The sequence below is a fragment of the Salinimonas chungwhensis DSM 16280 genome (assembly GCF_000378185.1).
In the GTDB taxonomy this organism is placed as follows: domain Bacteria; phylum Pseudomonadota; class Gammaproteobacteria; order Enterobacterales; family Alteromonadaceae; genus Alteromonas; species Alteromonas chungwhensis.
The window spans coordinates 838,278-864,894 of the sequence record NZ_KB899376.1 but is presented as its reverse complement, the minus strand read 5'-3'; the positions used below and the strand labels follow the sequence as shown (position 1 = coordinate 864,894).

General features: G+C 46.8%; 23 protein-coding genes and 1 tRNA gene. 16 read left to right on the top strand and 8 right to left on the bottom strand.

All coding sequences use genetic code 11. The annotated features are described in order from the left end of the window. Window positions 1–62 precede the first annotated feature (62 nt). From F458_RS20835 to dcd, 3 genes are all read left to right on the top strand, one after another. Window positions 63–236 (top strand): bacteriocin, encoded by a 174-nt coding sequence (locus F458_RS20835; protein ID WP_169334822.1) that lies wholly within the window; start codon window positions 63–65, stop codon window positions 234–236. A 61-nt stretch (window positions 237–297) separates the two neighbouring features. Continuing rightward, window positions 298–549 (top strand): hypothetical protein, encoded by a 252-nt coding sequence (locus F458_RS0103915; RefSeq protein ID WP_018982074.1) that lies wholly within the window; start codon window positions 298–300, stop codon window positions 547–549. Window positions 550–581: 32 nt separating this feature from the next. Continuing rightward, on the top strand, window positions 582–1,172 hold the full coding sequence (dcd, locus tag F458_RS0103910; RefSeq protein ID WP_018982073.1) for a dCTP deaminase: 591 nt from the start codon (window positions 582–584) through the stop codon (window positions 1,170–1,172). 286 nt (window positions 1,173–1,458) lie between these two features. Here the strand turns inward: dcd and F458_RS19010 are convergent, their stop codons facing one another. Continuing rightward, the gene (locus tag F458_RS19010) at window positions 1,459–1,659 is read right to left on the bottom strand and encodes a Blp family class II bacteriocin (RefSeq protein WP_018982071.1); all 201 of its coding nucleotides are present in this window, start codon (window positions 1,657–1,659) and stop codon (window positions 1,459–1,461) included. 337 nt (window positions 1,660–1,996) lie between these two features. Between F458_RS19010 and F458_RS0103895 the strand changes: the two genes are divergently transcribed. Continuing rightward, window positions 1,997–2,073, top strand: a tRNA-Pro gene (locus F458_RS0103895). 1,008 nt (window positions 2,074–3,081) lie between these two features. Further along, entirely contained in the window at window positions 3,082–4,608 is a 1,527-nt protein-coding gene (locus tag F458_RS0103890) for a BCCT family transporter (RefSeq protein WP_018982070.1), read from the top strand. Between the two features lie 73 nt (window positions 4,609–4,681). Here the strand turns inward: F458_RS0103890 and F458_RS19005 are convergent, their stop codons facing one another. Together F458_RS19005 and F458_RS0103880 are read right to left on the bottom strand one after the other, a co-directional pair. Next, window positions 4,682–5,452: an NF038132 family protein gene (locus F458_RS19005; protein ID WP_018982069.1), complete on the bottom strand. Its 771-nt coding sequence runs from the start codon at window positions 5,450–5,452 to the stop codon at window positions 4,682–4,684. A gap of 241 nt (window positions 5,453–5,693) precedes the next feature. Then, window positions 5,694–7,160, bottom strand: coding sequence for a DUF3360 family protein (locus F458_RS0103880; RefSeq protein ID WP_018982068.1), 1,467 nt, complete (start codon window positions 7,158–7,160; stop codon window positions 5,694–5,696). 212 nt (window positions 7,161–7,372) lie between these two features. On the opposite strand from F458_RS0103880, the gene sbcD reads away from it, so the two are divergent. After that, window positions 7,373–8,608, top strand: coding sequence for an exonuclease subunit SbcD (sbcD, locus tag F458_RS0103875; protein WP_018982067.1), 1,236 nt, complete (start codon window positions 7,373–7,375; stop codon window positions 8,606–8,608). Next, on the top strand, window positions 8,605–12,297 hold the full coding sequence (locus tag F458_RS0103870; protein ID WP_018982066.1) for an AAA family ATPase: 3,693 nt from the start codon (window positions 8,605–8,607) through the stop codon (window positions 12,295–12,297). Before sbcD ends, F458_RS0103870 begins: the two co-directional genes overlap by 4 nt. Here F458_RS0103870 and F458_RS0103865 read toward each other — a convergent pair. Continuing rightward, on the bottom strand, window positions 12,273–13,517 hold the full coding sequence (locus tag F458_RS0103865; protein ID WP_040610099.1) for a methyl-accepting chemotaxis protein: 1,245 nt from the start codon (window positions 13,515–13,517) through the stop codon (window positions 12,273–12,275). The two genes, F458_RS0103870 and F458_RS0103865, sit on opposite strands and share 25 nt — an antisense overlap. A gap of 393 nt (window positions 13,518–13,910) precedes the next feature. Here F458_RS0103865 and F458_RS0103860 point away from each other — a divergent pair, with 393 nt between their 5' ends. Both F458_RS0103860 and F458_RS0103855 read left to right on the top strand, forming a co-directional pair. Continuing rightward, entirely contained in the window at window positions 13,911–15,215 is a 1,305-nt protein-coding gene (locus tag F458_RS0103860) for an OmpP1/FadL family transporter (RefSeq protein ID WP_018982064.1), read from the top strand. Window positions 15,216–15,456: 241 nt separating this feature from the next. Next, window positions 15,457–15,813, top strand: a complete 357-nt coding sequence (locus F458_RS0103855) for a winged helix-turn-helix transcriptional regulator (protein ID WP_018982063.1) — start codon at window positions 15,457–15,459, stop codon at window positions 15,811–15,813. A gap of 7 nt (window positions 15,814–15,820) precedes the next feature. Here the strand turns inward: F458_RS0103855 and glpK are convergent, their stop codons facing one another. Next, the gene (gene glpK, locus F458_RS0103850) at window positions 15,821–17,305 is read right to left on the bottom strand and encodes a glycerol kinase GlpK (RefSeq protein WP_018982062.1); all 1,485 of its coding nucleotides are present in this window, start codon (window positions 17,303–17,305) and stop codon (window positions 15,821–15,823) included. 255 nt (window positions 17,306–17,560) lie between these two features. Between glpK and asd the strand changes: the two genes are divergently transcribed. From asd to F458_RS0103835, 3 genes are all read left to right on the top strand, one after another. Further along, a complete protein-coding gene (gene asd / locus F458_RS0103845) occupies window positions 17,561–18,682 on the top strand; it encodes an aspartate-semialdehyde dehydrogenase (protein WP_018982061.1) in 1,122 nt (373 codons plus the stop codon). Between the two features lie 219 nt (window positions 18,683–18,901). Then, window positions 18,902–19,393, top strand: coding sequence for an acyloxyacyl hydrolase (locus tag F458_RS0103840; RefSeq protein ID WP_018982060.1), 492 nt, complete (start codon window positions 18,902–18,904; stop codon window positions 19,391–19,393). A gap of 119 nt (window positions 19,394–19,512) precedes the next feature. Continuing rightward, complete coding sequence (locus F458_RS0103835) at window positions 19,513–20,607, top strand: GGDEF domain-containing protein (RefSeq protein ID WP_018982059.1); 1,095 nt, start codon at window positions 19,513–19,515, stop codon at window positions 20,605–20,607. On the opposite strand, the gene F458_RS0103830 is transcribed toward F458_RS0103835, so the two are convergent. Together F458_RS0103830 and F458_RS0103825 are read right to left on the bottom strand one after the other, a co-directional pair. Then, entirely contained in the window at window positions 20,604–21,602 is a 999-nt protein-coding gene (locus tag F458_RS0103830; protein ID WP_018982058.1) for an NADP-dependent oxidoreductase, read from the bottom strand. The two genes, F458_RS0103835 and F458_RS0103830, sit on opposite strands and share 4 nt — an antisense overlap. A gap of 73 nt (window positions 21,603–21,675) precedes the next feature. Beyond that, window positions 21,676–22,317 (bottom strand): DsbA family oxidoreductase, encoded by a 642-nt coding sequence (locus F458_RS0103825; RefSeq protein ID WP_018982057.1) that lies wholly within the window; start codon window positions 22,315–22,317, stop codon window positions 21,676–21,678. A gap of 286 nt (window positions 22,318–22,603) precedes the next feature. On the opposite strand from F458_RS0103825, the gene F458_RS0103820 reads away from it, so the two are divergent. Next, window positions 22,604–23,170 carry a hypothetical protein gene (locus F458_RS0103820; protein ID WP_018982056.1) on the top strand — a complete coding sequence of 189 codons (567 nt, stop codon included), beginning with the start codon at window positions 22,604–22,606 and terminating at the stop codon, window positions 23,168–23,170. Window positions 23,171–23,491: 321 nt separating this feature from the next. Further along, window positions 23,492–23,887 (top strand): response regulator, encoded by a 396-nt coding sequence (locus F458_RS19000; protein WP_018982055.1) that lies wholly within the window; start codon window positions 23,492–23,494, stop codon window positions 23,885–23,887. A 145-nt stretch (window positions 23,888–24,032) separates the two neighbouring features. Here the strand turns inward: F458_RS19000 and F458_RS0103810 are convergent, their stop codons facing one another. After that, complete coding sequence (locus F458_RS0103810) at window positions 24,033–25,064, bottom strand: endonuclease/exonuclease/phosphatase family protein (RefSeq protein WP_018982054.1); 1,032 nt, start codon at window positions 25,062–25,064, stop codon at window positions 24,033–24,035. A 287-nt stretch (window positions 25,065–25,351) separates the two neighbouring features. On the opposite strand from F458_RS0103810, the gene F458_RS0103805 reads away from it, so the two are divergent. Both F458_RS0103805 and F458_RS20630 read left to right on the top strand, forming a co-directional pair. After that, window positions 25,352–26,017, top strand: a complete 666-nt coding sequence (locus F458_RS0103805) for a BON domain-containing protein (RefSeq protein WP_018982053.1) — start codon at window positions 25,352–25,354, stop codon at window positions 26,015–26,017. 290 nt (window positions 26,018–26,307) lie between these two features. Continuing rightward, window positions 26,308–26,478, top strand: a complete 171-nt coding sequence (locus F458_RS20630; RefSeq protein ID WP_018982052.1) for a hypothetical protein — start codon at window positions 26,308–26,310, stop codon at window positions 26,476–26,478. Window positions 26,479–26,617 lie beyond the last annotated feature (139 nt).

The following is a 26,617-nucleotide window of genomic DNA, read 5'->3' as shown; positions in this document are numbered from 1 at the left end:
CGCTTTTTCCTATTATAGTGATATCGCGAACTGATGCGCGGTATCACTATAAAGGGACATTTATGAAACCTTTAGATATAGAAGAATTAAACGAGATTAGTGGCGGCAGATTAGATTGGGATTCCGGAGGACTGGCTGTTATCGGTCAGGGCTTTGCTGGCGGTCCCGCCACTGCCGTGTTTGGATTGGCAGTTGGTGGCGCCATGCTAGCGGTTGGTCACTATGCGCTTTCATAGATAACGACCCTGTTGGACGTCTGACCGTCAGGCGTTCATCAATTTACAAGGATAGGTACCTATGCAAAATACAGCCGTCTTTAAATTTGTTTATATACTTTTCATTCTGACCGTGGTGTTTATCTATCACCTTTCCGGCAATTTCATGATGTTTGTTGTTTACCTGGCGTTTGGGGCAGTCGCGTTGCTTAGTGTGCTGTTACATACGGTAATAAGAAAACTGGAAACAATAGAATGTCAGCTACAGGTTAATACCCAGAGCGGTAAAGAAGCTGCCCCAAGTCCTTGTCGCGGTGAGGCAGAGCACGCATAATAGCGGTATTACCGACGTTCAGAGTTTATTTTATGCGATTGTGTGACCGCGATATTTTTACTTATCTTCAGGAAGGAAAAATCGCTATTTCGCCGGCACCTGATTATGACCAAATCAGCGGGGTAACGGTTGATATCAGACTGGGCAATAAGTTTCGGGTTTTTGAAGATCACCAGGCTCCCTATATTGATTTAAGTGGTCCAAAAGCACAGGTAGAGGAAGCGCTTAACTCTGTGATGAGTGATGAAATAGCGCTGCCTGAAGGTAAAGCTTTTTTTCTTCATCCGGGAGAATTAGCACTGGCGATTACGCATGAGTCTGTCACTCTGCCTGACAATATTGTCGGCTGGCTGGATGGTCGCTCATCACTGGCCCGCCTTGGATTAATGGTACATGTTACCGCGCACCGTATTGATCCAGGCTGGTCGGGCAATATCGTGCTGGAGTTTTTCAACAGTGGGAAACTCCCCCTGGCCTTGCGGCCCTTAATGAAAATAGGCGCACTGAGCTTTGAGCTGTTATCACAGCCAGCCGAGAAACCCTATAACGCGCGGCTAGATGCAAAATATAAAGGGCAGGCGGGGGCTGATGCCAGCCGTATCAGCTCTGATTCTGGCAACTAGTGCTGTATTTAAAACAGCCGGCTATGTAGACTTTGATGTTGTGATGGCCTGCGCGGGTTTAATACACAGGTGGACAATTCCCGCGCCAACTATAGCGCCGATTGTGCAATAGCAGAAAAATAAGGGCCAGCCGCTTATCGCAGGTAAAAACAGATTTACTGCATAAATGAGTGACCCGCCAAGTCCAACGCATACAAAGAACAAGCTCACAAAAATAAGTGTTTTGAAAATGGGCATTTGACGGTCCTTTAATGAGAAGGGCACGCACTGTGCCCGGTAGAATGGTTTATTCCCACGCTTTAGTGAAGAAATAACTTGCTCCACCGCCAATAGCACCCAGTGAAGCGCCAAAAGGCCCTCCGCTCATACCGCCAATTGCACCACCGACGACGCTGCCTGCAAAACCACCCCAACTCATATCGCCCCAGCAATATTCGGCGCATCCGCCCGACACATATTTAATATCCTGTACACTTAAATTTTGCATAATTGTAATCCTTTGTTGTTATGCGCGGCCCTGTGCAACGCTTTATCAGTTTACTAAAGATCTTCCGGAATATAACTGAACCTTAGACGTGTTTTGACTCTATGCGTAGCTGATCTGGGGCGATAGTAATGTGGCGGGTTACAACGAGTTAAAATGTACCGTAATAAATATAATGAAAGGCCAGGGCAGAGCGAGAATTGACCATCAAAGTTTTCTGAGAGTATTTTTGAGAACCTATCTGATGATTATTCAGGCAAACAGTTAACAGTCAGGCTATTTTTATAGGTTTCACGTTGCATTTAATAAAAAAATGAGTAAACTTGTCCGCTCTTTCGGTCGGTGTGTGGCGCAGCTTGGTAGCGCACTGTCATGGGGTGTCAGGGGTCGGAGGTTCAAATCCTCTCACACCGACCAACTTCTCTTCTTCGAAGTGACACCCAAAGCCTTATCTGGCAAATTCTATTGTCCATTCTTAAAATTGCTAACAGTATTCAAATACTGCCCTGGTAAGTATTTTTTCGTACCCCTGTAGCAATCCTTATCCAGAATTAAGCTATTTCTCAACATCAACACTTGCCAATATGCATCTAAAGGTCCTGTTGTCTGGTGGAGTTACATCGGATTTAGCTTCTCATCTTATTTCGTGTGAAAGTCAGGTTGTGACTATTCCAAAACGTTGCTACAGCAATCTTGCAACCACTTAAACAGTGGTGCTGCTCAATTCACTTTTTGATCCGTTGCTAACTGAAACCCTATCAATTGGTTGCTAGCTTTCATCATTGCTCTTTCATCGGCTGGTTGAAGCGTTTTAACGATTCCAGATTGTCTCCATCGCCTGTGTTCTTATTTTCACCAAATAACAATAGTGCGCTTGCGATCTAAATTCACCCTTAAAAATTTGATCTAATACCAATACTCAATTATTTCACGGTACGGTTTCTCGATATTTTATAAGCAACACTGGTCTGCCTATTTATTACGATTTTATTCTGTAAAAAATTAGAAAATATTCCAATTTTTTGAATCAATAAAGAAGATGAAGACTTATTCCTATGCTTTTCGTTATAAGATGTAAAATTTATGCGTAGAAATATAGTAAAAATCATAATAGGAAAATAATTTTTTCTATCTGAAAAAAGTAACAGCAAATAGTTATTAGTAACAATAGATGCAGTCTTATTTTTGTATACAGCGTTGTTAACTTCTGTTTCGACGGAGAATTTCCGTCTGTTTATTTGATGTCTTGTAAAGGAGTTGATAACGAGTCTTAATGCATGGCGGGCCGATTGCTGCCCTGACGTCAGCGTATACGTTTAATTTAGCGTATATTTGAAATGTCAAAGAGCTCGTAAAATTAAGCTTGCTGTATTTTGCTGTTGAAGTGTGTTTATCATATAAACATGATGAATTATTGGAAAAGAAATGGAAAAAACATTAAGTAATTTCTGGGAGAAAATAACAGCCCGGATGGAACCGGCTGTATTTTTCGGATCGGCTTTTGTTGTCGTGGTTTTTTGTATTTTTGGCGGTTTTTTTACAGACACGTCTGCTGACGTTTTCGAAACCGCACAGAAGTGGGTAAGTACCAATCTGGGCAGTTACTACATGGTCATTACTTCAGGTTTTTTACTTTTTACCATATGGCTGGGTTTAGGGCCGTATCGAAACGTTAAGCTTGGCCCCCCGGATTCAAAACCTGATTATTCAACTTTCTCCTGGCTATGCATGTTATTTAGTGCAGGTATGGGGGTAGGTATTGTTTTTTGGGGTGTCGCTGAGCCTATCACCCATTATACTTCTCCGCCTTTTGCTCAGGCAGAAACCCAGGAGGCCATGGGAGAAGCAATGCGTTACAGCTTTTTTCATTGGGGACTTCATCCCTGGGCAATTTACATTATTCTTGGGGTAGCCTTATCTTACTTTCATTTCCGGCATAAATTACCCCTTGCTCCACGCGCTATTTTGTATCCACTGTTCGGCCGTAAGATTATGGAAGGTGGCGCAGGGCATGCTATCGATATCCTGTGTGTCGTTGGAACACTGTTAGGTGTATCGACATCGCTTGGACTGGGCGCAATGCAGGTTAATTCCGGGATGAGCAGTTTTTCGGATTTACCTACTGATAAAATGACTCAGATTAGCTTGATTGGTATTATTACGTTAATCGCCACAATTTCAGTTGTGGTAGGCCTAAAGCAGGGGATAAGACGACTTAGCCAGTTTAATCTCATTCTTACACTTGTTTTATTATTATTTGTTTTTGTTGTTGGGCCGACGTGGTTTATTTTGCAGGTCTTCTCCACTAGTTTAGTAGAGTATTTTCAATATCTCCCACAAATGAGTTTATTTGATTCATTTTCCGAAGATAGCGACTGGCAGGCTACCTGGACCTATTACTATTGGGGATGGTGGATATCGTGGTCGCCTTTTGTCGGAATTTTTATCGCCCGAATATCTAAGGGGCGAACCATAGGTGAGTTTGTATTCTATGTATTACTACTGCCGAGCGTCTTCACTTTTTTCTGGTTTTCAACTTTTGGCGGTACCGCGTTACACGCGCAGATGAACGGTTCTGAGATTGCGCAGGTTGTTGACAATGACGTAGGTTTTTCTTTGCACGCATTATTACAAGACCTCCCTTTAGCCAGTATAACGCTAATTTGGGCAACGCTTGCAATAATGGTGTTTTTCATCACGTCGTCTGATTCGGGGTCTTTTGTCGATGACATGGTTACTTCGGGTGGTCATCCAAATCCAGCCAAACCTCAGCGCGTATTCTGGGCTGTGTCTGAAGGCGCTGTCGCCGCAACATTGTTATTTGTAGGAGGGCTCAGTGCGATACAAAATGCATCCATATCCATGGGAGCAGTGATGTCACTTGTCCTTGTACTGGCCTGCTTTGCTTTAATTAAAGCCTTGCGGAAGGATCAGGGTAAAGATCAAAAATAACAGTCATTTACGGGCATACCGGATTAACCCAGTGTGCCCGTAAAATAACCGTATCTGAAAATCCTCACCTTAATCAGGATAACTGTCTGGTTCTGCGTCTTGCAACAAGACCAAACAGCGCGCCTGTTAACAGTAGCGCTGAAGCAGGTGCCGGAACGGAGACATTCGGCGGATTAATCTCTTCATCATTGATTTCAATATTATCGAACAAAAGCGCCGAGTCAAAACTCTGGTCATCCCAGTTAGTTACGCCCAGTGACAAGATATAGCTACCTGCTTCGCCAATGGTGTAAAACGATTCTACCCACCCTGTATTGCCACATCCATCATCGAAGCAGCTGCCACTATTGCCCCCCAGTTCAGAAAACATAGTAGCATTGTCTATAATGGTAACTTCAGTCGGATTAAGGGTAGCTGTAGGTTCAGGCAGCTCAAAGCCTGGCACTGTATTGCCCTCGGGCGTAGAACGTGCAGTAAAGAGTGTCGCCACTAAATCGCCTGTATCGGTAAGCAATTGTGCCCACGCATAATCGGCGAAACCGGCCCCGTCAGAGGTGATATAGTTGAAGAAAAAGCTCAGTTCATCACCCGCTTCAACATCAAATGCTCCGGACATCATGGTAGAGCCGTCGGTTTCCCCCCCTAATCCCAGGCCCGTCTGATCGACACCGCCATTGGTGGATACATACCCAAACTCTCCGCCCTCCGGTGAGGCGCTAATGTCACCATTAGCTGTAGTTGTGCCGAAATTCCCGGTGCCGCTCCACATCATCTCAGCCTGTGTTGCCCCCGATAGTATTAGCGCCACCGCTGCACATACTACTTTTTTATTGATTACTTTCATGCGTTAACTCCATTGTATAATGTTGAGGTACGTCTTACAGCGAGTAAGCACTAAGCATAAAGTGAACCATTAAATAAAAGTAATACTTTTCGGTAGGTTGGAAAATGAGCAGATAACTAAAATCACTCAACTGTAAAATTTTTGAACAACAAAAAAGTATTAGTCGACATTTGCTTTGTGGGTTTAGCAGCCAGCGTATTACCTGTCATCGCAACCAGGTAATACGCTGGCTACTGATAGCCTAACGGAATGTAGCAACCAGAGCAGGAACGCCTGGAAACATGCCGATGATCGCCATCACAGCACATAACACCAGAAACGCAATGCCTGGAATTATCCAGCGCCCACCTTTGCCCAGCTCTTCTGCTCTGTCTTTACAACCTACAAGACCAGCGTTGTCCAGCAACATCGCAAACGACCAGCCGAACACCGGGTTTACCAGTGCTGAAGAAATGACCACCAATGCTGCGGACTGCGTCGTTTTTCCTTCACGGGTCATTTGCATGCCAGCCTCCATCAGTGGCAGAAATACACCAACCAGTAATGCCACACTGAGTACCGGCGGCCAGACGGCTAAGTCCATAGGATAGCCCCAGATAGCCGCGATAATGCAAAGAACCCCTGTCACTACTGCGCCGGCTGGAATTGGGCGGCGTGCGATAGATGCCGGGATAATATAGGTTCCCCACGAAGACGCTATATTTCCGCCACCAAGAAGGCTGCCAACAGCCTGGCGGCTGGATGCTGCCATCATGGTGTCGTCAATATTCATGCGCACACGATCGGTGTTTGACGGGTAGCTGATTTTCTGAAAAACCTGGTGGCCAAGAAAGTCCGGCGACCACATTGCTACGGCCAGCACAGCAAAAGGCAATACCGCCACAAAATGCGACCATTCTGGCCATCCTAACTGCCAGCCAGTGCTCTCTCCCCACCAATAGGCCGGGTTCATATTAGGAATTCCCGGCTGAGTGGTAAATTCAAAAGGCGCCCCCATTAACAGCGCTATTGTTGCGGCCATGCCTGCTCCAAGCGGTATAGCCAGCCAGCGTTTTTGAATATGTTCCAGCCAGGCATACATAACGATAGTGGCAACCAGTACGACAAATGCCAGGTATCCCATTTCGAAACTTTCCGCCCAGGTAAACAGCTTTTCAACCTGGCCAATAATACCGATGAAACCCAGGTAAAGAAGCAAACCGCCACACACACCGTTGCTGGTTAGTCGGGCAAGTAAACTGCCGCCTTTGGTAATGCCGAGCAAAAAACCAAATAGGCCGATCAACAATCCCAGGGCCATAGGGTGCCCGCCCGAGGCGACGATGACAGGGACCAGGGGAATAAGCGGGCCGTGAGTACCCGCCAGATTCGCTGAGGGGTTTAAACAGCCTGAAATAAGAATGACAAACAATACCGCTGCGATAATTAACTCGAACCGAACATTTTCTATGACAAAATCAGGCGTAAGCCCAAGCGGCGCGGCAAAGGCTCCGACAATCGCTGCCACCATTACAATCTTGCCAATAGTAGCGGCCATACCGGGTACCAGGTCTTCCCATTCAAAGCGGTAATCTCTAAGGGGCAGGTTTGGACGCCAGCGTTTGGGAGACATTACCTGCAGCTCGTGCTCCAAATATTCATTACGAGAAGCAAATGCAGATCTTGGTTTACGCTGGCTGGCATAGCTGGCCAAACTTTCCTGTGACATATCGACCTCTGATTAATTAAGTGTGGCCAGTCTATGGCCCTGCCTGCGACCCCACAATGCGACCCTGGTCGTAGACGTGAACAGACAGCGGTATCACCCAGAACTGACTTATGCTGTAGGCAACACTTAAATTTTGGCTGAAAATCAGCTACATTCTTGTGCCCCTGGCTGCGTTCCAGGTCACCCGTCTGACTATCTTAAGGAGTGGTTGTTTGAAAATTCTGCATACGTCTGACTGGCATCTGGGACAGACATTCTTTACCAAAACACGCAAAGATGAACATGAGGCATTTTTGCAGTGGCTGCTAAGCGTGGCTGAGCAAGAGCAGGTTGATTTAATTATTGTCGCCGGGGATATTTTTGATACCGGTACACCACCCAGTTATGCTCGCCAGTTATATAATCAGTTTGTGGTGGATTTGCAGCACGCCGGGTGTGAGCTTGTGGTACTGGGCGGAAATCATGATGCGGTATCGGTGCTCAACGAGTCACGACAGCTTTTGTCCTGCCTTAATACTCATGTTATTGCCAGCACCGGCATCAGCTTACAGGAACAGGTGCTTACCATAAACAACCGCCGATCAGAGCCCGGGGCCATTATTTGTGCTGTACCTTTTATCCGGCCAAGAGATGTTTTGCAGAGTCAGGCTGGTGATACCGGCACAGATAAACGTCGGGCACTGGGCGAGGCGATTGCTGCGCACTATGACACGGTTTATCAACATGCGCTTGAAATTCGCCAACATCTGGGTAAGCCGTTACCCATCATTGCCACCGGACATTTGACTGCTCTGGGGGTAAGCCAGTCAGACAGTGTTAGAGACATTTATATCGGTACTCTGGAAGGTTTTGCCGCAGAGGGTTTCCCGCCTGCTGATTATATTGCTCTGGGTCATATTCACCGGCCGCAAAAAGTCGCAAAATCAGAATCAATCCGTTACAGCGGCTCGCCCATACCACTGAGTTTCGATGAACTTAAACATCGAAAACAGATAATACTGGTTGAATTTGCCGGGGACGCCGCCGCCCATATCAATCCGATTGACGTTCCGATATTTCAGCCTATGGCCTGCCACAGTGGCTCACTGGAAGAGCTGGCCAGTGAGCTGGCCAGTTATGAGCAGACCGAACAAACCGTGTGGCTGAGTCTTGAAGTTACTACGCAGGGTTATCTGAGCGACTTGCAGCAGCGCATTGCAACCATGACAGACGGACTGAATGTTGAAGTGCTGCAGCTGCGCCGAGCCCGCAACCGCCAGGCCGATACACTACGCACCCAGACCACAGAGACCCTTAGCGAGCTGAGCCCAAAACAGGTATTTGCCCGCAGACTGGCATTAGAAGAGTTTGACGACACTGCCGCCGGACAGTTGCGTAAACAACGGCTGGAGCAGCAGTTTGATGTCATCTGTGAAGCCATCAGGCACCCACAGGATGACGCACAATGAAAATCTTATCCCTGCGGCTTAAAAACCTTAATTCTTTAAAAGGCGAGTGGAAAATTGATTTTACGCATCCAGACTTTACTGCTAACGGGCTGTTTGCGATTACCGGCCAGACCGGTGCCGGTAAAACCACGCTACTGGATGCGATTTGCCTGGCTTTGTATCACCAAACGCCCCGGCTGGGACAAATCTCCGTGTCATCAAACCAGATAATGACGCGCGGTTGCGCGGAGTGTCTGGCCGAAGTGGAATTTGAGGTAAAGAATAAAGCCTACCGTGCATTCTGGAGCATGCGCAGGGCGAGAGGAAAACCTGACGGTAATCTGCAGCAGGCTGATGTCGAATTGGCAGAGGTCAGCAGTGGTAAAATTCTGGCGACGCAGGTTCGGCAAAAAATCGAGGCTACAGAGCAACTGACCGGTCTCAATTTTGGGCGCTTTACCAAATCAATGATGTTGTCCCAGGGGGATTTTGCTGCCTTTTTAAATGCCAACGAGGCTGAACGGGCAGAGTTGCTCGAAGAGCTCACCGGCACCGAAATTTACGCCCGTATCTCCCGGGCCGTGCACGAACAGCACAGTGAAGCAAAAAACACGCTACGTGAGCTCAGTGCCCGGGCCGATAGCGTTGACTTATTAGCCCCTGAACAACAACAGGCGTTGGATAACACGCTTACTGATATTCAACGTCGTCTGGCCGAGCTAGATGCGTCAGCTAATTTTTATGAACTGCACAAACGTTGGTGGCAACAGCACGACAGTGCTCAGCAACAAGTGGTTAAAGCGCAGCAAGACCTTCATTCCGCTAATGAGCAAATCGCCCGTTATAAATCTGAACGTGACCGTCTGCAACAAAATGTTCCGGCCGAAAAATTACGCAGCATCTGGCAGGCATGGAAAAATATTGAGCAAGAGCGCCAACACAATGCGACGGAGCTAGCAAACAAAAAAACAGAGTTTACTGCTGCCACCACGTCCCTCGACCAGCATTCTGAAGAGCTTGCACAGGCAGAGCAGCACCGCCAGGAAATAAACCGGCAGTCGGAAGAAGAAGAAACACTTATTACTACGCAGATTCTGCCGCTGGATGAAAAAATCGCATCGCTGGAAGCAAATATAGCGGAAAAGAGACAGGTTATTTCCTCGCTCGAGCAAAAACTTGCTGACTTTCAGGAGAAGGCAGCGGCACTGAAGGTAAAAATTGCTGAGCAGGCAAAGGAACACAAGCAGTTAAATGATTATGTCAGCGAGCACGCTTCAATGGCTGAGGTGAGTAAAAAACTCGCTGGCTGGCAGGTTCAGCTAAAGCAACTTGATGAACGCTACAAAGAGATCAGCCAGTTACAAAAAAAACGCGAAAACGTGCAGCAGGAGCAGGCGTCACTTGGCCAGAATATGGCGCAACTACAGCAATCGGAAGCCAGTCTGAAGGTCGCTCACGATCAAACTCAGGCTGCAGCACAAAGCGCCAGGCAAGCGCTTTACGTGCATAAAAAAGAGCACGGTGAGCACGCTGACATCCTGGCACGACTGGACCAGCTAAACCAGCAGTGGCCGCTGATTGAAGAGGCCAGGGCTGCGGCGGCATTGTCTACGCAACTGTTGTCACAGCAGCAACAGGCAGAGCAAAGCGAGGCCCAGAACCAGCAAGCACTGCAGAGTCTGATTGAACAACGCGAACAGCTTAGAGCCAGGTACCGGGAACAAAAGCAATTGGTGGATGATCTCACTGCGCTGGTTAGTCAGGAACAATTATTGGTTCAGTATCGCCAACAGCTTGAGTCCGGCGATGCATGTCCGTTGTGCGGTTCAACAACACATTCAGAGTTGCCGCAGGTGGATATGCCAGAAACGGTAGCGCGAAAAACTGCTGCTGAAAAGTCGCTTGCTGAACTTGAAGAGCAGGGCAGGGAGGTTCGCGAACGTATTGATTCAGCACGCCTTGAACAACAGCAAAGTCAGCGTCAGTATCAACAACTCGCCGATGATCGTATTCAGGCTCAGAGCCGCTGGCAAAAGGCCCTGCAAACACTCGGTGTGGCAAAAAAATCAGATGACGAAAATCAAGAGCACGTGTTGGCAGCTATAGAACAAGAACAAAATGAAAAAATCACCCACTGCAATGGGCTTTTGCATGCGCGTGCTGCACTGGATACGCAATGTAATCAGGCGCTAAGAGATGCTGAAAAATCACACAGCCAGTGGCAGTCTGCCGCAAACCAGAGGTTGTTTAACGAAGAAAAACATGAACATCTGCAGAGATCACTTGATGATCTCAGTAAATCAATAACTCATTTAATCACAGAACAAAGTGATACGACCGCGGCGCTCATGCGCCAGATAAAGGAAACTGGATTTGATGTGGCTGAAGACGCGCTCAGTGACTGGCTGGCCGCGCAGCAACATCAACTAACTAAGTACGAGCAAGCGCAAGCCAGGTTGTCAGAGTTAAACAGGGTATTAAGTGACAGCGAGCATGAGCAGAAAAATGCAACCGGACGATGCCATGATTTGGCGGAGCAACTGCAGGATGCGCAATCTCAGTTAGGCCACAAAGAACAGGACCATGCAGTGGCCTGCGATAACCGACACGCGTTGTTTGCAGATAATGTTGTTGCAAAAAGACGTGCCTACTGGCGAGCGCAGCGAGAGAAGGCGGAGACAGCTTACAAGCAGTGCTTAACAACGCAACAAGCGACAAGCCGGCGTACCACAGAACTTGAAACTACGCGTAATTTACTTTCCAGGCGCGAGGAGTCGCTCAGACGCGCGTATGATGCAGCGTATACAGAATGGCAGCAAAATCTCGCGGCCAGCCCGTTTGACGAAGCACAGCAGTTTTTAGATGCCTTACTTGGAGAGGATGAGCAGCAGCGGTTAAGTCAGATGCAAACTCAACAGGATGAAGCACTGGCAAAGGCCAATACATTGCTTGAACAGGCTACTCAAAATGTAAAAGATGTGCTGGCTCATCCTCAAGCTCAGGATTTCCAGCGCATAAGCTATGAAGCAGTGCACGGCGAACTTGAAAATGTGCAGCGGGAAAAAGAGTATTTGGTACAGCAAAAAGGACAAATAGGGCAGCAACTGGCTTCTGATCAGGCGCAGCGTGAGCGACACCAGACGCTTCTTCGTGATATTGAGCAGCAACAGCAACAATTTGATGATTTAAGCTATTTACACGGGCTGATTGGCTCCGCCAGTGGCGATAAGTTTCGCAAATTTGCCCAGGGCCTAACGCTGGATAATCTGGTTCACCTTGCTAACCGCCAACTGAGCCGTTTGCATGGTCGTTATCAATTAACCCGCCATGACACTGAAGGATTGGCATTATCAGTGTTAGATACCTGGCAGGGAGATGAACGCCGGGATACCAGAACGCTGTCAGGTGGTGAGAGTTTTCTGGTCAGTCTTAGTCTGGCGCTGGCATTGTCGGATTTGGTTAGTCACAAAACCAGTATTGACTCACTCTTTCTGGATGAAGGATTTGGTACCCTCGATACACAGACCCTGGATATTGCATTAGATGCATTAGATAATCTTAACGCATCAGGCAAAATGATCGGAGTAATCAGTCATATTGAAGCGATGAAAGAGCGTATTCCCACGCAAATTAAAGTTATGCGTAAAAGTGGTATTGGTACCAGCGAGCTGGCCCCACATTTTCGCTACGTACCGGACGCGCCCGCCTGACTGAAGCGAGCCAGCTGCATACGGGTTTGTTGCGCACGCTCGCTGGCTTTGCAGGCCCTTTCAGTAAGCGCATGCATTTCACTATTTAGTGTGTCACCGGTAGCGGTGATCTGGCGAACACTTTGTTTACTGGTCTCAAACCGCGATAGCAGAGCATCGATTTGGGTGGATATTGCACCTACCTGCTGGTGATTGACTGTAAAGTCACCCACCATATGATCAAACGCGTCCTGCGCAGCTACCAGGTTGGTGTGCATAAGCTGTGATTGCTCCTGCAAATCCTGTGATTCTTTACTGGTCGTAGTCACCAGGTTTTCCATATCGGTTAAAAACCGGCTGATCTCACTGGTGGCCTGAGCCACCTTGACTGACAAATGCCTGACTTCGTCGGCTACCACCGCAAACCCGCGTCCGGCATTACCAGCGCGGGCGGCCTCAATTGCTGCGTTAAGGGCCAGCAAATTAGTTTGATCTGCGAAGCTTTCAACCGTGGTCAGAATTGCCCGGACATTATTGGCATTGCCCTGCAGTCCGCTGACAGTTTCAGCAAACGCAGCCAGTACATCGTTAATACTGTGCAACTGCGCTGCGGCGGCTGAAATTGTCTGCTGAGTAGCATCTGTCTGACTTAGACATTGTCGATTATTTTCAGCCAGGGTGTGGCTGGCCTCGGCAATAACGCTGATACTGTTGCGCGCTTCATCAAAAGAACTTGCTACCTCATGCCCCAGTGTTTTCTGTTTTGACGTGTACTTTGCAGAGTCGGTCATCTGGGTTCGCATTTGATGATTGGTTTTTTCAGTATCCTCGGCCGCCTTATCAACCTCTTTTAATAGCGCACAGAGCTGATCGACGAAAAGGTTGTAAGCCCCGGATAAGTCGCGAAACTCATCATAGGTGAAAGCGGGGAGGTGACTGTGCAACTGACCTTGTTGCCGATTAATACTATTTAGCGTGCCCAATAACGCCCTGACTGGCCTTACAATAAGAATGTGCAGATAACACAGGGTAAAAGTACAAGTGACAATACTGACAAAGCCGGCGAGGATAACGGTGGTTCTGATTTGTGTAATGTCGGTGTCGGGCTGGGACGCAATGTTATAGATGATAGCAAAGCCGACGAGGTGGACCAGAAGGAGGAAAGCCAGATTGCCCACAAGCTTGCGGGTCAGCGAATAAAAAAATGTGCTTTCAATAAAGCGATAAAACGAGCCAGCCATAACCATACTGCATAAAGGTTAAAACATAACGGTAGTTGCTTTCAATTATTCGGGCAAGTCATCCGTAGATCGATGCGCAAAGAATTCACTATTCTTTGATCCCGATCATTATTTGTCAGCATAGTGCTAGTCAAACGCTACGGAATTGAAAAAGAAAATTTCGCGAAAATGCTATTAAAATGTTAAAAATGTTGTGCAAATGTATGTTAACTGCGGTTAAATAAAAAATTATCAAATTGTTCGCTCAAATAACCGTCAATTGCGACCAACGGATATTGCAGCCCACCAGACTTCTACGTAAGCTTTCCGTCATATCCGGCTTACAGTGCATGTCAGACAGATTTTATGCGCTGATTAAGCAGGCTTACTTTGGACAAATGAAAAGAGAGCTTCATGCACAAACATTCAAAACTTTTTCTTTCAGTAGGTTTGGCAGTTTCCTGTATTTCTTCAACGGCAATAGCAGCCGGTTTTCAGGTCAATGAACATAGCGCCAACGGCTTAGGCAGAGCCTTCGCCGGTCAGGCTGCAACACCTGAAAATGCAACAATTCTGACCACAAACGCGGCAGCAATTACCCAGTTTGATACACAACAGATTAGTGTGGCGGTAAGCTACATTGATCCTAACGTTGATATTTCCGGCGAAATTAATACCCAGGTAGCCTCTCCGGCAGGCACGGTTGATTTACCGGCTATGGATGGTAGTGAGCAAAACATTGCCGATACCGCGATTATTCCCGCTGCTTATTACATTCGTCCTATCAACGATAAGCTGTCGTTCGGTATAGGCGCATTTACCTCTTATGGCCTGCGCACAGATTATAGCGATGATTACAATGCATTACACTTTGCCGATGATGCAGAGGTCAAGTCAGTTACGTTAAACCCGACACTGGCATATAAAGTGACCGATACGCTGAGCCTGGGACTGGGTATCAGCACCACTTATGCTGAAGCTGAGATTTCAACCTCCACACCTAAGGCTATTGAGACAATCAGTGGTGGTATGGTGCCTGGCAACGCGACAATTGTCGGCCTGGAGGGTGATGACTGGGGCTTTGGCTGGAACGTCGGCGTATTCTGGCAACCCACGTCCACAACAGATGTCGGATTGTCTTATCGTGCTGAGACCAAACTAGAGCTACAGGGTGAAGTAAGCTCTGCACTGCGCCCTGACCTGAATCAGGGTGGGCAGCTAGATCTTAATCTCGCCGCGATTACCGAGCTGGCTGTTAATCAGCGTCTGACCGAGCAATGGTCAGTTCAGGCAAGCGTCGTGCTAACTGATTGGAGTACCTTTGAGAAGCTTGAGGCTAATCTGGATGATGGTACTGATCTGTTGCTTAAGCAGGAAAACTTCGATGATACCTGGCGCGGTTCGTTAGGGGTAACCTATAAGGTAGACGACGTCTGGACGTTACGTGCCGGTTATGCCTACGATGATGGCGCCGTGACCACGGAAAATCGTTCACTGAGTATTCCTGATACAGACCGTCACTGGATCACCGGTGGTGTCAGCTATGCTATCGATGATAGCAGCACCGTTGACTTTGGTTATGCCTATCTGAATGGACGCGAGGCTGATGTCGATAAGAGCAGCGACCGTCTACAGGCGCTTGGCGTCACCTCTACAATCACTGGCCGTCAGTCTGCTAATGCACATATTTTAAGCGCACAGTATAATCTTAGCTTTTAATGTGTTTGCTATAATCTAACCAAATGCCGGGCTCAACCCCGGCATTTTTTTATCTGCTGCTTTATAGATATATTGCCTCCAGAGCACAGTCCAGAGACTATTGTAAGTGCTACAAGGTGTGCGCTTTTTCAAATCATCCGGCATATCGACGAAAGTTTCATTTTTTGAAACGAAGAAATAAGCTATTATCACTATCCGTTTGTAGTACTAGCACTTTTTCATCGTGCCGTCGGAGAGGTTCGTGGATAAAAATATTACGCCTGAGCAGAAGAAAGCCAAGTCAATAGCCTCGGTTAGCGCTGAGCCGTGTTCGGTCGAACGCGGTATGAGAATTATCGGGGGAAAATGGACAGGTTCCGTTATCTACTATTTAAAAGACGGACCGGTAAGGTTTAACGAATTGTGTCGGCGGCTTAGCGGTGCCAGTCGCAAAATGGTAGACCAGCGTCTTAAAGAACTGGAAAAGCAGAATTTAGTTAAGCGCACCGTACTGGCCGAGCGGCCAATCGCGGTGTCGTATGAGCTCACTGAGTTTGGCTATAGCACGTTCGAAGTTCTGGAGCCGCTTCGATTATGGACCGAAAAGCACGGGCTTTGAGGTTGAGTTAATTGCAACGTATGCGTGCCACTGCTTCTTGCCAGCGTCGGTACGCACCGTCTCGCTCATCTTTTGATAAGCGCGGGACAAACACCTGCTCACATTGCCAGCACTCGGATAACTGATGCAGGTCGCTGTAGATCCCAGCCTGAAGCCCCGCCAAAAAAGCAGCCCCAACAGCAGTAGTTTCAGTTATATAGGGACGTTGTACTTCTGCCCCCAGAATATCTGCCAAAAAATGCATCACCCAGTCATTATCCGCCATGCCACCGTCCACACGCAGCGCCACCGGCCGAGCACCGTCGCTTTCCATGGCTTTTTGTAAATCTTTAGTTTGGTAGCAAACTGATTGCAGCCCGGCCGCTACAATCTCGCTGATACCGGTGTCCCGGGTCAGTCCGAGGATGGCGCCGCGGGCGTCTGGATCCCAGTAAGGTGCGCCTAATCCGGTAAACGCCGGAACCAGAAAGACACCATTATCTTTGCTTGATTTTTCAGCCAGCGCCTCTGATTCAGCGGCATCGTTTATAAACTTCAACCCATCGCGAAGCCATTGAACGGTTGCGCCGGCCATGAAAATACTGCCCTCAAGAGCGTATGTCACCTGGTTATTCAAACGATAGCCAACTGTCGTCAGCAATCGATTTTTAGATAGCATTGGTTTGGCACCGGTGTTTAAAATCATAAAGCAGCCTGTACCATAAGTGCTTTTTGCCATGCCTTTTTCGAAGCAAGCCTGGCCGATCAGCGCTGCTTGCTGATCTCCGGCGACACCCTGAACAGGAATCTCCTGATTCAGAATACTATTTTTAATCACCCCAAAGTCTGCTGCACAGTCAGTTACCTCAGGCAGCATATGTGCTGGAATATCGAAGGTTTTGAGCAGATGTTGGTCCCATTGCTGCCGATGAATATCAAACAGCATCGTTCGCGACGCGTTTGTGGCATCGGTAAGATGTGACTTTCCTTCAGTTAAGCGCCAGATTAAAAAGGTGTCAACCGTGCCAAATAACAAATCTCCCGCATCAGCCCGCGCCCGGGCTCCATCAACATTATCCAGAATCCATTTGATTTTGGTGGCTGAAAAGTACGGATCAAGTAAAAGGCCTGTGGTCTGGCTGATATAATCTACTAACGCCTGATCACGGGTCTGTTGTCGGCAATATTCGGAAGTCCGTCGGTCTTGCCAGACTATAGCCGGGTAAACGGGTTTTCCGGTGTTTTTATCCCAAATGATAGTGGTTTCCCGCTGATTAGTAATACCAATACTGCGGATGTTTTTAACTGGAATGCCAGCCTTATCCACTGCCTCTTGCATCGTGTCTACCACACTTTGCCAAATTTGCTCGGGATCATGTTCGACCCAACCATCTTTCGGGTAGGACTGACTGAACTCCTGCTGGGCCATGGCCTGAATCTTTCCCCGGGGATCAAAAATCAGTGTTCGGGAACTGGTTGTGCCCTGGTCAATGGCAAGAATATAGTCGGTCAATGTATTGCTCCTTGTTATTATTTATATGCATACACGCTGTGGGCTCCACGTCCTGCTATTAGAACGAGATTGAGTCGCAGAACGATTACTTCTGCATGAATAAGTGGCGCAGTGGCTTAAGCAAATAGCTGCTGAGCGGGTATAGCCAATAGCAAATTTGAATAACTGTTATGATGGTGCCTGCAATGTATTCTTACTAGACTAGCTTTTTAATAAGCAGGTGGTGCAGCGTCGGCTGCCAATAGGAGCGAAGTAATGAGTGAAAAGAAAGTAGGGCTGATAGGCTGGCGGGGCATGGTGGGCTCAGTACTCTTGCAGCGAATGGAGCATGAAAGTGATTTTTCACATATAACGCCTACCTTCTTTTCAACCTCTCAGGCTGGTCAACAGAGACCAACCGCAGGCGGAAAAGCTTCGGGTGTGTTGAAAGATGCCTATGATCTGCAGGCGCTGGCTTCACAAGATATAATTATTACCTGCCAGGGTGGTGAATATACAAAAGATATTTACACCCGACTGCGGGATTCTGGCTGGGATGGCTTCTGGATTGATGCAGCTTCCACGCTTAGGATGGATGACAGTGCTGTTATTGTACTGGACCCGGTCAACAAAAATGAAATTAATGCTGGTATTGCCCGCGGCGTGAAAACATTTGTCGGTGGAAACTGTACGGTGTCACTGATGTTATTGGCATTAGGCGGGCTTTTTGAGCAGGATTTGATTGAATGGGTGTCGCCTATGACGTACCAGGCAGCGTCAGGGTCGGGCGCGCAACATATGCGTGAACTTATTCAACAAATGGGCGCAATCCACCAACGGGTCAACGATAAGCTGGAAGACCCGGCTGCAGCGATATTGGACATCGATCGCGAGGTAACGGCCTGTCTGCAAAGTGATAACTACCCGATCGATGCGTTTGGCGTGCCGCTGGCTGGTAGTCTGATTCCTTACATCGACAGTCAGCTTGAGTCCGGGCAAAGTCGAGAGGAATTTAAGGCGCAATCAGAGGCAAATAAAATTCTGGGTATCAGCGCCACGCCTATACCTATTGATGGGATCTGTGTTCGAGTGGGGGCAATGCGCTCACACAGCCAGGCGCTGACGATTAAGCTTAAAAAGAACTTACCGATTAGCGAAATAGAGCGCATATTGGAGGCGCATAATGAGTGGGTTCGGGTGATTCCCAATGAGAAAGAAGCCACCATGCAAGAACTGACGCCGGCGAAAGTTACCGGCACCCTCTCTATTCCCATAGGCCGGATTCGTAAGCTCAATATGGGAGAGCAATATATTTCGGCATTTACGGTGGGAGATCAGTTGTTATGGGGTGCCGCGGAACCCTTACGCCGGATGCTTCGCATCTTGCTTGACCGATAGCCGTCTGGTAGCGAATATGCCTGATTGCCTGCCAATATCGGGAAGTTACTGAAGCCCAGAAAGACACCTTGAAGGACTTCGCTAACCCTCTGTAACAAGCAGGTTACCATTTGGTAACCTGCTGACAATTATAAAGAAAATAAAAAAGTTATAAGAAAAAATTCATCCGGTAGTAAGTATTCTCGCGTAAAAGAGCGCTTTATACTGCAGGACGTCTTTATGAATTTTTTTCTTCGCCACCTTATTATCTTTCCCTTTCTTTTTTTATCCGGCCATGCCCAGGCATCCCAGCCACAACACGTTGGTGAAGTTAAGCTCGGTGGTGCAATTTGGAATCTAATGGACGAAGCAGACAGAAATGCGGTGCACGGTGCGTTTATCTATCGACCACTGAGTTCATTTTATAATATCCAGCCCAGCGCCTTAATTATCTGGGCTGATGAAGGTCAACATTACTTTGCGATTGGTGCTCATAAGGGCTTATACCGCCAGGGCAAGTTTTCTTTGTCAGTGGCGTTTCATGCGGGTTTAGTCGATTCACCAGAGGAGCTTGGTGATAATGTTGAGTTTTATACTGCATTAGGCGCACAGTATCAGCTAACCCGAAATTGGTCTGCGGAGGTTGAACTTGGTCACATCTCTAATGGGGGACTAGGCGAAAATAATCCGGGTTCAGAAGGTTTGACGCTCAGTGTACGCTACGTTTTATAAGTTATAAAAAAACAAACGACAACTTATAACGTTTTTATTTTTTTCACTTTTTACTCATACGCGTTAAAAGTGTCTACGCTTACTATATTACCAAGTGTTAAGGGTTGGTGCGGCGGGGGATGATTAGTACCCAAAAGGTGGAAATGCAGCGTCTGCGCATGGCGGTGGTAGTAGGTCCGGTGATCATTGCTGTTTTCATGGTTGCTGATATGTCGCTGTTGCCCCGGTCGCTGTATGGTCTGTATTTGGAGAACCGGCTACTTTTTCAATTTCCTGCGGTAGCGCTCACTGTCGTGGTCGCTTTTCAGGATCGGTTTGAAAAATATCTCAAACTCGTGTTCTCAGCACTGTTGCTCTGGCTCACGTTCACAAATTTTGCGCTCATCTATCATTGTTGGCGTAGCTATCAGTTCGCCTTTCCTTATGAGGGAACTATTCTGTATACCTTCTACTGTGTATTTGCATTAAGGATACCTTCATTACTTACTCTTATTAGTTGTTCGCTTATCATGGCAGGGTTCCTGGCACTGCTATCCACAAGCAATATTTATGGCGAGCGCGGGCCTATTTCAGCTGCCTTTGTAGCGGGCGGCCTGTTCATTTGCGTGTATGCAAAATATCGACTGGACAATTCGCTGCGCAGACTGAATAAGGTCAATCGTCAACTTAAACGCTTAAGTACATTAGATTCCCTTACTGGCATCTATAATCGCCGGGCACTCATGGACGCCAGTGAAACACTACTGTCATCATCGGCACAAGAAGGCCAGGCATTTGCCGTGCTGCTGCTGGACTTAGATGATTTTAAAAAATACAACGATGCTTTTGGTCATCAGAAAGGCGATGAGGCCATTGCTATTCAGGCAGACATATTGCAACAGGTCTTTCACCGCGATACCGACGTCATTGGGCGCTACGGTGGTGAGGAGTTTATGGTGGCTAGCAGCGGTATGACTGAGACTGATACTGAACAAAAGTGCCAGGAACTCGCGGAACAATGGCAGCAACGTTCGCTGACACATTTGCCTACAGTATCACCAGGATATATGACATGTTCGGTTGGGGTTGCTTATTGTCATAATTGCGGCACGTCCAACCTGCGCGAGTTAATTCATCAGGCTGATCAAGCTTTGTACCGGGTAAAATCACAGGCAAAAGGGCATTACCATATTACCTGTGTCACAGAGGCGAAGGTTAAGCCAGAGAAATGTTAAAGTTTAACCATTAGCTTGCCTTTGTTCTCCCCTTCGAACAACAGGTTGAGACCTTCCATCGCGCTGGTTAACCCTTCTATGATGTGCGAACGATACTTGATCTGTCCTTGTTGTACGTAAGGGGTAAGTTGCTTAATAAGCGCCGGGCTCTCGTCTAGGTGATCAGGCATGGCGAAGCCCTGAATCTTTATTCTCTTTTTAATCAGCGGAAGCCAGTTAGGACCCGGCGTAGGCTCCTCCGCCTGATAATCAGCGATCATGCCACATACCACTACCCGGGCATGTTCATTCATTCTGTTAACTATGTGGCGCTGAATAGGGCCGCCGGTATTTTCAAAGAATACATCAATACGATCAGGTGTCAGTGCTTCAAGACGCGCTTCCAGGTCGTCAGTGTTGTAGTTAATAGCACCATCAAAACCGAGCTCATCAGTGATCCAGGAAGCCTTCTCATCGCTGCCAACCACGCCGATGACGCGTAACCCTTCAGCTTTAGCTATTTGACCTACAATAGAACCTACTGAGCCGGCCGCGCCGGTTACGATCAGTGTTTCACCTGATTTCGGTTCACCAATATTCAGTAAACCCTGAGTTGCCGTCAAACCTGGCAGGCCAAACACACATAATGCAGTTTCTTCATCAATGCCTTCCTGTACCTTATTCATTCCCTTTCCATCACTAATGGCGTACTCTTGCCAGCCCATCATACCCATTACTCTGTCACCTTCTGCAAAGTCAGGGTGATGGGATGTAACGACCGTACCTACACCACTTGAGCGCATGACATCGCCCAGTTCAACAGGAGCAATATAACTTTCTCTATCATCTGTCATCCAACCAAACATGGCCGGATCAAGTGACATATAAGTTTGCTTTATTAATATCTGGTTATCACCGGGTTCAGGAATATCTTTTTCTTTCACCTCGAAAAGGTACTCGCCAATTTTACCGTCTTCAGGACGTTGTTTTAGGTGAATAGCGGTATAAGTTGTCATAAATTCTCCAAATCAGATCTGTGTGTTGTAGTACGTAAAGCAAAAACCAGCGGACCAGTGATTAAGCCATACCTCACACGTCTTTTTGCGCAATTTCGGTCAGTGCATCAGCCATCGCTGATGGCTCCTGTGCGCCTGAAATCAGGTACTTTTGATTAATAACAAAAGACGGAACGGAAGTAATCCCCGCCTGCTGCCACACTTTTTCTTCATCCTGAACGGCCTGTTTATACTCGTCAGATTCAAGCACATGTTGTGCTTTATCACGATCCAATCCGACTTCCCCGACACAAGCAAGTAATACTGCTTGTTCATCTACCGATTCGGCGCGACCCAGATACGCCTCAAATAAAGCAAGTTTCAATTCTGTCTGCTTATCGAATTGCGCTGCCCATTTAACCAGCCGGTGGGCATCAAACGTGTTACAGGTATAACGTGACGCCATCTTTTCGAAATTAAGCCCCAACTCATTCGCGGCATCTATCATCTGTTGTTGGGTTTGTTCAACTTGCGACGCATCCATTTGATATTTTTTCGCTAACGCATCGGCAATCGGCTCTCTAGTGGCCTGAGAATCGGGATTGAGCTCGAACGCCCGCCAGGATATATCCGCTGTGAGATCAGTACTTTGTAATGCTTCACTCAGCCTGGCATAACCAATGGCGCACCACGGGCAGGCAATGTCGGAAATGATATCAATGGATAACGTTGTCATAGAATGTCTCGTTTAATGAGTGAATAAAGACAATGAGGATGCGGAACTGGAATTACAATAGTCGAACCAGGCTGTACACTATCTTCTTCAAAATTCTGCTTAACGTTACATCAACATCAAGCCGCACGGAGGCTGATCTTTCGATAACGCGGTTTTGTATAAGCATCTGAATTACAATCAGATAGAAATAAAAATTGGCTGTAAAGAGCCGCTACACTGAATGATCAGTTGTGCATTTCAGCTGTCGGGTATATGTTAGTAGTAATGGTAAAAAGGAACGGTAGTAGTGAGCTCATCACCTGAAGTGACTATTGTCACGTTAACAAAATCTGACATTAGACAGGCGCAAATATTTTCAGGCATAAGTCCAAAAGCGATGCGACGAGTATTCTTTGCATGGATTGCGTTTGTAGTCATTATTAGTCTGTTAGTTATTTTTGCGCCAGATTTAAGTACCTCATTCACCTTAATCACGCTGGCAACATTAGGGGCGTTTACGCTGGCTATGTTTGCTCAAAGCCGCATTTCGGAAGGATGGCCAGCTATTCTGGCGGTCAACGAACATTTGCATGTGGTGAGAGACCCGTATAAGCGAGAGTTCTTTTGTATTCGTCCCGCGATAGTAAAAGATGTCGTACCGACGACAATCAAACCTAATAAGAAAGCAATTGAATTAAGCCTGATTGCTGACAAGCTTGCTAAAACTGATATTGAAATCCTGAATAAGGCAGTCTGGCCCAGAGATTATAAACTCCTTGCGCTGGCTCACTTTATTTCCAGAGATAAAGCGTGTGCGTCGCTGAAAAACTACATAGCGTCTGCAAAAGCCGAGAGGCATTCGGCAGCTTCCTGAAATAATGTTGCGCTGTAAATAGCCAGCGATGTAAACAGTAGCCAGTGCACGTGGAAATCTCCGTAATCTGCCAGCCAACTACCTGAAAGCACATGGAGTTGCGCCTCGTGTACTAATCAAAAATTAAAATGTGTCTTTATCATGTGTGAAACAATAGTCGTCTAGTGAAGTCTTTCACAAAATAAAATTTATGGCTCGACTCGTGCTTGTTTTCACGGTTAGATAAGTGGAGAGTTGATACTTACAAGAAGCAATGAGTGCGCTCACTGTGTTAACGCAGACAAAGAAGGGTTTGCATCAAAAAAGGAAGCAGGAGGCGCCATGTCAGATAAAACTGTGTTAAATGTCCTGGTAGCAGAAGACGATCCGGTCACAGCCAGCTCGATTACCAGCGTGCTCACCGGGTTAGGGTGGAAGGTGGACTTTGCCGCAAGCGGCAAAGCGGCCTTACGGTTACACCAGCAACATGATTATGATGTGGTGCTGCTGGATGTCACCTTACCTGATATGAGTGGTGTATGTGTTTACGAAGCCTTAAAGTCGGTCATACACAGAGCGCCGCCAATACTGCTTTTAAGAGGCAATGAAACAGGCGAGGGGACGATAGTATTAAACGAAGGTGATCAGTTACTGCCCGATGTGACTGATATTAAAGATATTGTTGCGCGATGCCACGCTATGGCTACGTTTGAAACCGCTTTACAGGTTAGTGCATAATACTATTTTACTGATGACGTATATCAACCCTTGCCAGTCTCAGTGAAATAAGGCTTAGCGGGACTGTAACACGCGAACAGATTAATAATTTGTTTTTATAAACCAGCGGCCTCGTTAATTCAATGTACTAACAAGGCCGCTAATGTCACGCTTCCGGACTGGCTTTTTCTTCTGCTTCCGGCGCGGAAGAAGAAGGACAGGGATCACCTTCACGGGTCAAATGAAGGATGGTCAGCAATGGAAAATGATCAGATCCATAGCCTTCAAGGCGTTTGATTTTGACCAGATCGAAGTGGTCGGTATGAAAAACGTGGTCTAATGGCCAGCGAATCAAAGGATATTTAGCATGGAAGGTATTGAAAAAGCCGCGACCGCGGCGAGGATCTCTCGCTTTACTTAAGTTTCGGAATTTCCGAGTTGTTGGCGACCATGCGACATCATTCAAATCGCCCGCGACAATTACAGGCAACCGCTGATCTACTACGTCCTGGCCCACCAGCGTCAACTCCTCATCGCGAGGTCCGGCTGTTTCATTCTCGGTCGGACTGGGGGGCTTTGGATGCAAAAAGTAAATGATGACATCACTCCCACCAATCTCAACGGTAACCTGCATAGAGGGCACATCATCTTCAACAATGTAACGTAGCGCTTTTTCCTTAAAAGGCAGCTTACTATATAAATGCATGCCATAAAGATTTTCCAATGCGCACGGGATGCGGTGTGGGTAATCATCGTGGATGCTTTGAAGCGCTTCTTCCCAATCCTTGTTGCTTTCCAGCGTTACTAGCATATCAGGCTTGTGTTTTTTTACCTGATCTATGAGGCCCTGGTAGTTAGTGTTATGCATATACACATTGCTGGTTAGTATACTGAATTGCTTTTCACTTGAAGGCGATTTTATGCGACTGACTTCTTTGGGGCCAAATATTGTATACGGAAATACCCAAATACCCTGGTAGGCAATACACGTTAGCAATACCAGCATAAAGCCTATCGCGGTCATATCCGCGGTGTAGTAAAAATAAGCGCCCCAGGCAATAACACTGACTATCATCACAACCATTTGTTGTACGCGCGGAAACTCCCAGACGCGAATCATCCAGTGTTTGCCAGGCAAATGTGGCGCGATGGTTGTGAACACCATTAGCGCACTTACTATGCTCAGGGCTTCAAACATATTTATTCCTTGTTATTTTCTTATAGATTATGGCACGCGTTGATAAAATTTTTATTACGTATCTTCTTTACGAAATCATTTGTTTACGGTTCATTGGAGAACAAAGTTAGTGAAAAAACAACGCAATTTTGCTGGCAGGACGGGTAATAACGATTCGTTCTCGGGTAAGCATTGCATATTTACGAGGCTTTCAAAATAAAGTCCCGTTAAAACGCCAGCTAAATCAGTGCTATACCTTTTTGGCACGGGTTTGGCAGGGTGAAAGGCACTATAAAAGGAGATTAACAATGAAACGAACAATACTTTCTCTGATGGTTGCTGCCACCATGTGTACGGGCGCATTGGCCGCCGATATGAAGGCAGAAAATAATTGGGAAAAGGGTGCCAAGGATGCCTGGATTGATGGTAAAGCAGAGGCTACCTTGCTATTCAACGGCAATCTGAATTCTTTTGATATTAATACTGATGTGAAAAATGGCAAAGTTATTCTAACCGGAAACGTAAAAACGTCTGTGGATAAAAAGCTGGCGGAGGAACTGGTTATGAATATTGAAGGTGTCACCGGGGTCGAAAATAAGTTGACCGTTATGAAAAATATGCGGGGTCACGATAGTGAAATGACGGTGTCGCAGAATTCAGACCGTGACCATGATAAAGACATGGAAAAAATTGAAGATGACGCCGCGAGCGCAACCAACGAAGCGTCTGGTGAATTACTTGATGCAAAAATAGCCACTGTTATTAAAACCAGGCTTCTGATGGACTCCGATATTTCAGGTTTTGATATAGATGTGGATGTCGAGCAGGGCAATGTAACATTGACCGGTGAGGTTGGATCTGAAGCTGAGCGAGAACTGGCGATAGAAATCGCCAGCAATGCATCGGATGTTAAAAGTGTGGAAGACAATCTCGAAGTGGTTAAGAAAGACACTGACGCAAGTGACAATCAGTAGCACTTGAATTGGTCCACCAAAAAAGGCGCCGCTTAACAACGGCGCCTTTTTTCATCAAATCGTCATTTTCAAGTGTAAAGATTTCCCTGGGTTGGGAAAGAGTTATATACCCGCCTTTTTGCAGGATTCACTCTCTGGCCTACAACTTTTTCTGTATGCCGCGGTGTAACTGGGCTACGTAGAAATTTACTACTTTCGTATAAGTTGGTTCAATCTTTGAATATATCTTTGTAATCAAGACAGCATATCGTCTCGTCGAGCAGCACTGAACATCGTAAGGAATAGGTATCATGAAACTGTTAAAACCTAAACGCCAGCCACAACCTGCCAGTCGTTTCCAGCAATACTTGCAGAGTCAGCCGGTTTTCAACTGGTTTGAACGTTACGAGCAACCAGCACCAGTTGGTGAGTTTAAAACCAATGAACGTGCGAACTGGATTGCCAAGCGTGTTGGCGAATAAAATGATGCAGAGTGGGTGACCACTCTGCTATTTTTTTGTCTGCTTTTGCTTACAGCAAACGTCGTATTAAGCTAACTCTATTAAAGTACTGGTACAATACAAAAGCGACGACTAATACGGTATTTTAATCATTCCTACG

Coding starts and splice junctions, on each gene's coding strand:
- F458_RS20835 (WP_169334822.1), top strand. CDS start 63: ATGAAACCTTTAGATATAGAAGAATTAAACGAGATTAGTGGCGGCAGA.
- F458_RS0103915 (WP_018982074.1), top strand. CDS start 298: ATGCAAAATACAGCCGTCTTTAAATTTGTTTATATACTTTTCATTCTG.
- dcd (WP_018982073.1), top strand. CDS start 582: ATGCGATTGTGTGACCGCGATATTTTTACTTATCTTCAGGAAGGAAAA.
- F458_RS19010 (WP_018982071.1), bottom strand. CDS start 1,659: ATGCAAAATTTAAGTGTACAGGATATTAAATATGTGTCGGGCGGATGC.
- F458_RS0103890 (WP_018982070.1), top strand. CDS start 3,082: ATGGAAAAAACATTAAGTAATTTCTGGGAGAAAATAACAGCCCGGATG.
- F458_RS19005 (WP_018982069.1), bottom strand. CDS start 5,452: ATGAAAGTAATCAATAAAAAAGTAGTATGTGCAGCGGTGGCGCTAATA.
- F458_RS0103880 (WP_018982068.1), bottom strand. CDS start 7,160: ATGTCACAGGAAAGTTTGGCCAGCTATGCCAGCCAGCGTAAACCAAGA.
- F458_RS0103870 (WP_018982066.1), top strand. CDS start 8,605: ATGAAAATCTTATCCCTGCGGCTTAAAAACCTTAATTCTTTAAAAGGC.
- F458_RS0103865 (WP_040610099.1), bottom strand. CDS start 13,517: ATGGCTGGCTCGTTTTATCGCTTTATTGAAAGCACATTTTTTTATTCG.
- F458_RS0103860 (WP_018982064.1), top strand. CDS start 13,911: ATGCACAAACATTCAAAACTTTTTCTTTCAGTAGGTTTGGCAGTTTCC.
- asd (WP_018982061.1), top strand. CDS start 17,561: ATGAGTGAAAAGAAAGTAGGGCTGATAGGCTGGCGGGGCATGGTGGGC.
- F458_RS0103840 (WP_018982060.1), top strand. CDS start 18,902: ATGAATTTTTTTCTTCGCCACCTTATTATCTTTCCCTTTCTTTTTTTA.
- F458_RS0103835 (WP_018982059.1), top strand. CDS start 19,513: ATGATTAGTACCCAAAAGGTGGAAATGCAGCGTCTGCGCATGGCGGTG.
- F458_RS0103830 (WP_018982058.1), bottom strand. CDS start 21,602: ATGACAACTTATACCGCTATTCACCTAAAACAACGTCCTGAAGACGGT.
- F458_RS0103825 (WP_018982057.1), bottom strand. CDS start 22,317: ATGACAACGTTATCCATTGATATCATTTCCGACATTGCCTGCCCGTGG.
- F458_RS19000 (WP_018982055.1), top strand. CDS start 23,492: ATGTCAGATAAAACTGTGTTAAATGTCCTGGTAGCAGAAGACGATCCG.
- F458_RS0103810 (WP_018982054.1), bottom strand. CDS start 25,064: ATGTTTGAAGCCCTGAGCATAGTAAGTGCGCTAATGGTGTTCACAACC.
- F458_RS0103805 (WP_018982053.1), top strand. CDS start 25,352: ATGAAACGAACAATACTTTCTCTGATGGTTGCTGCCACCATGTGTACG.
- F458_RS20630 (WP_018982052.1), top strand. CDS start 26,308: ATGAAACTGTTAAAACCTAAACGCCAGCCACAACCTGCCAGTCGTTTC.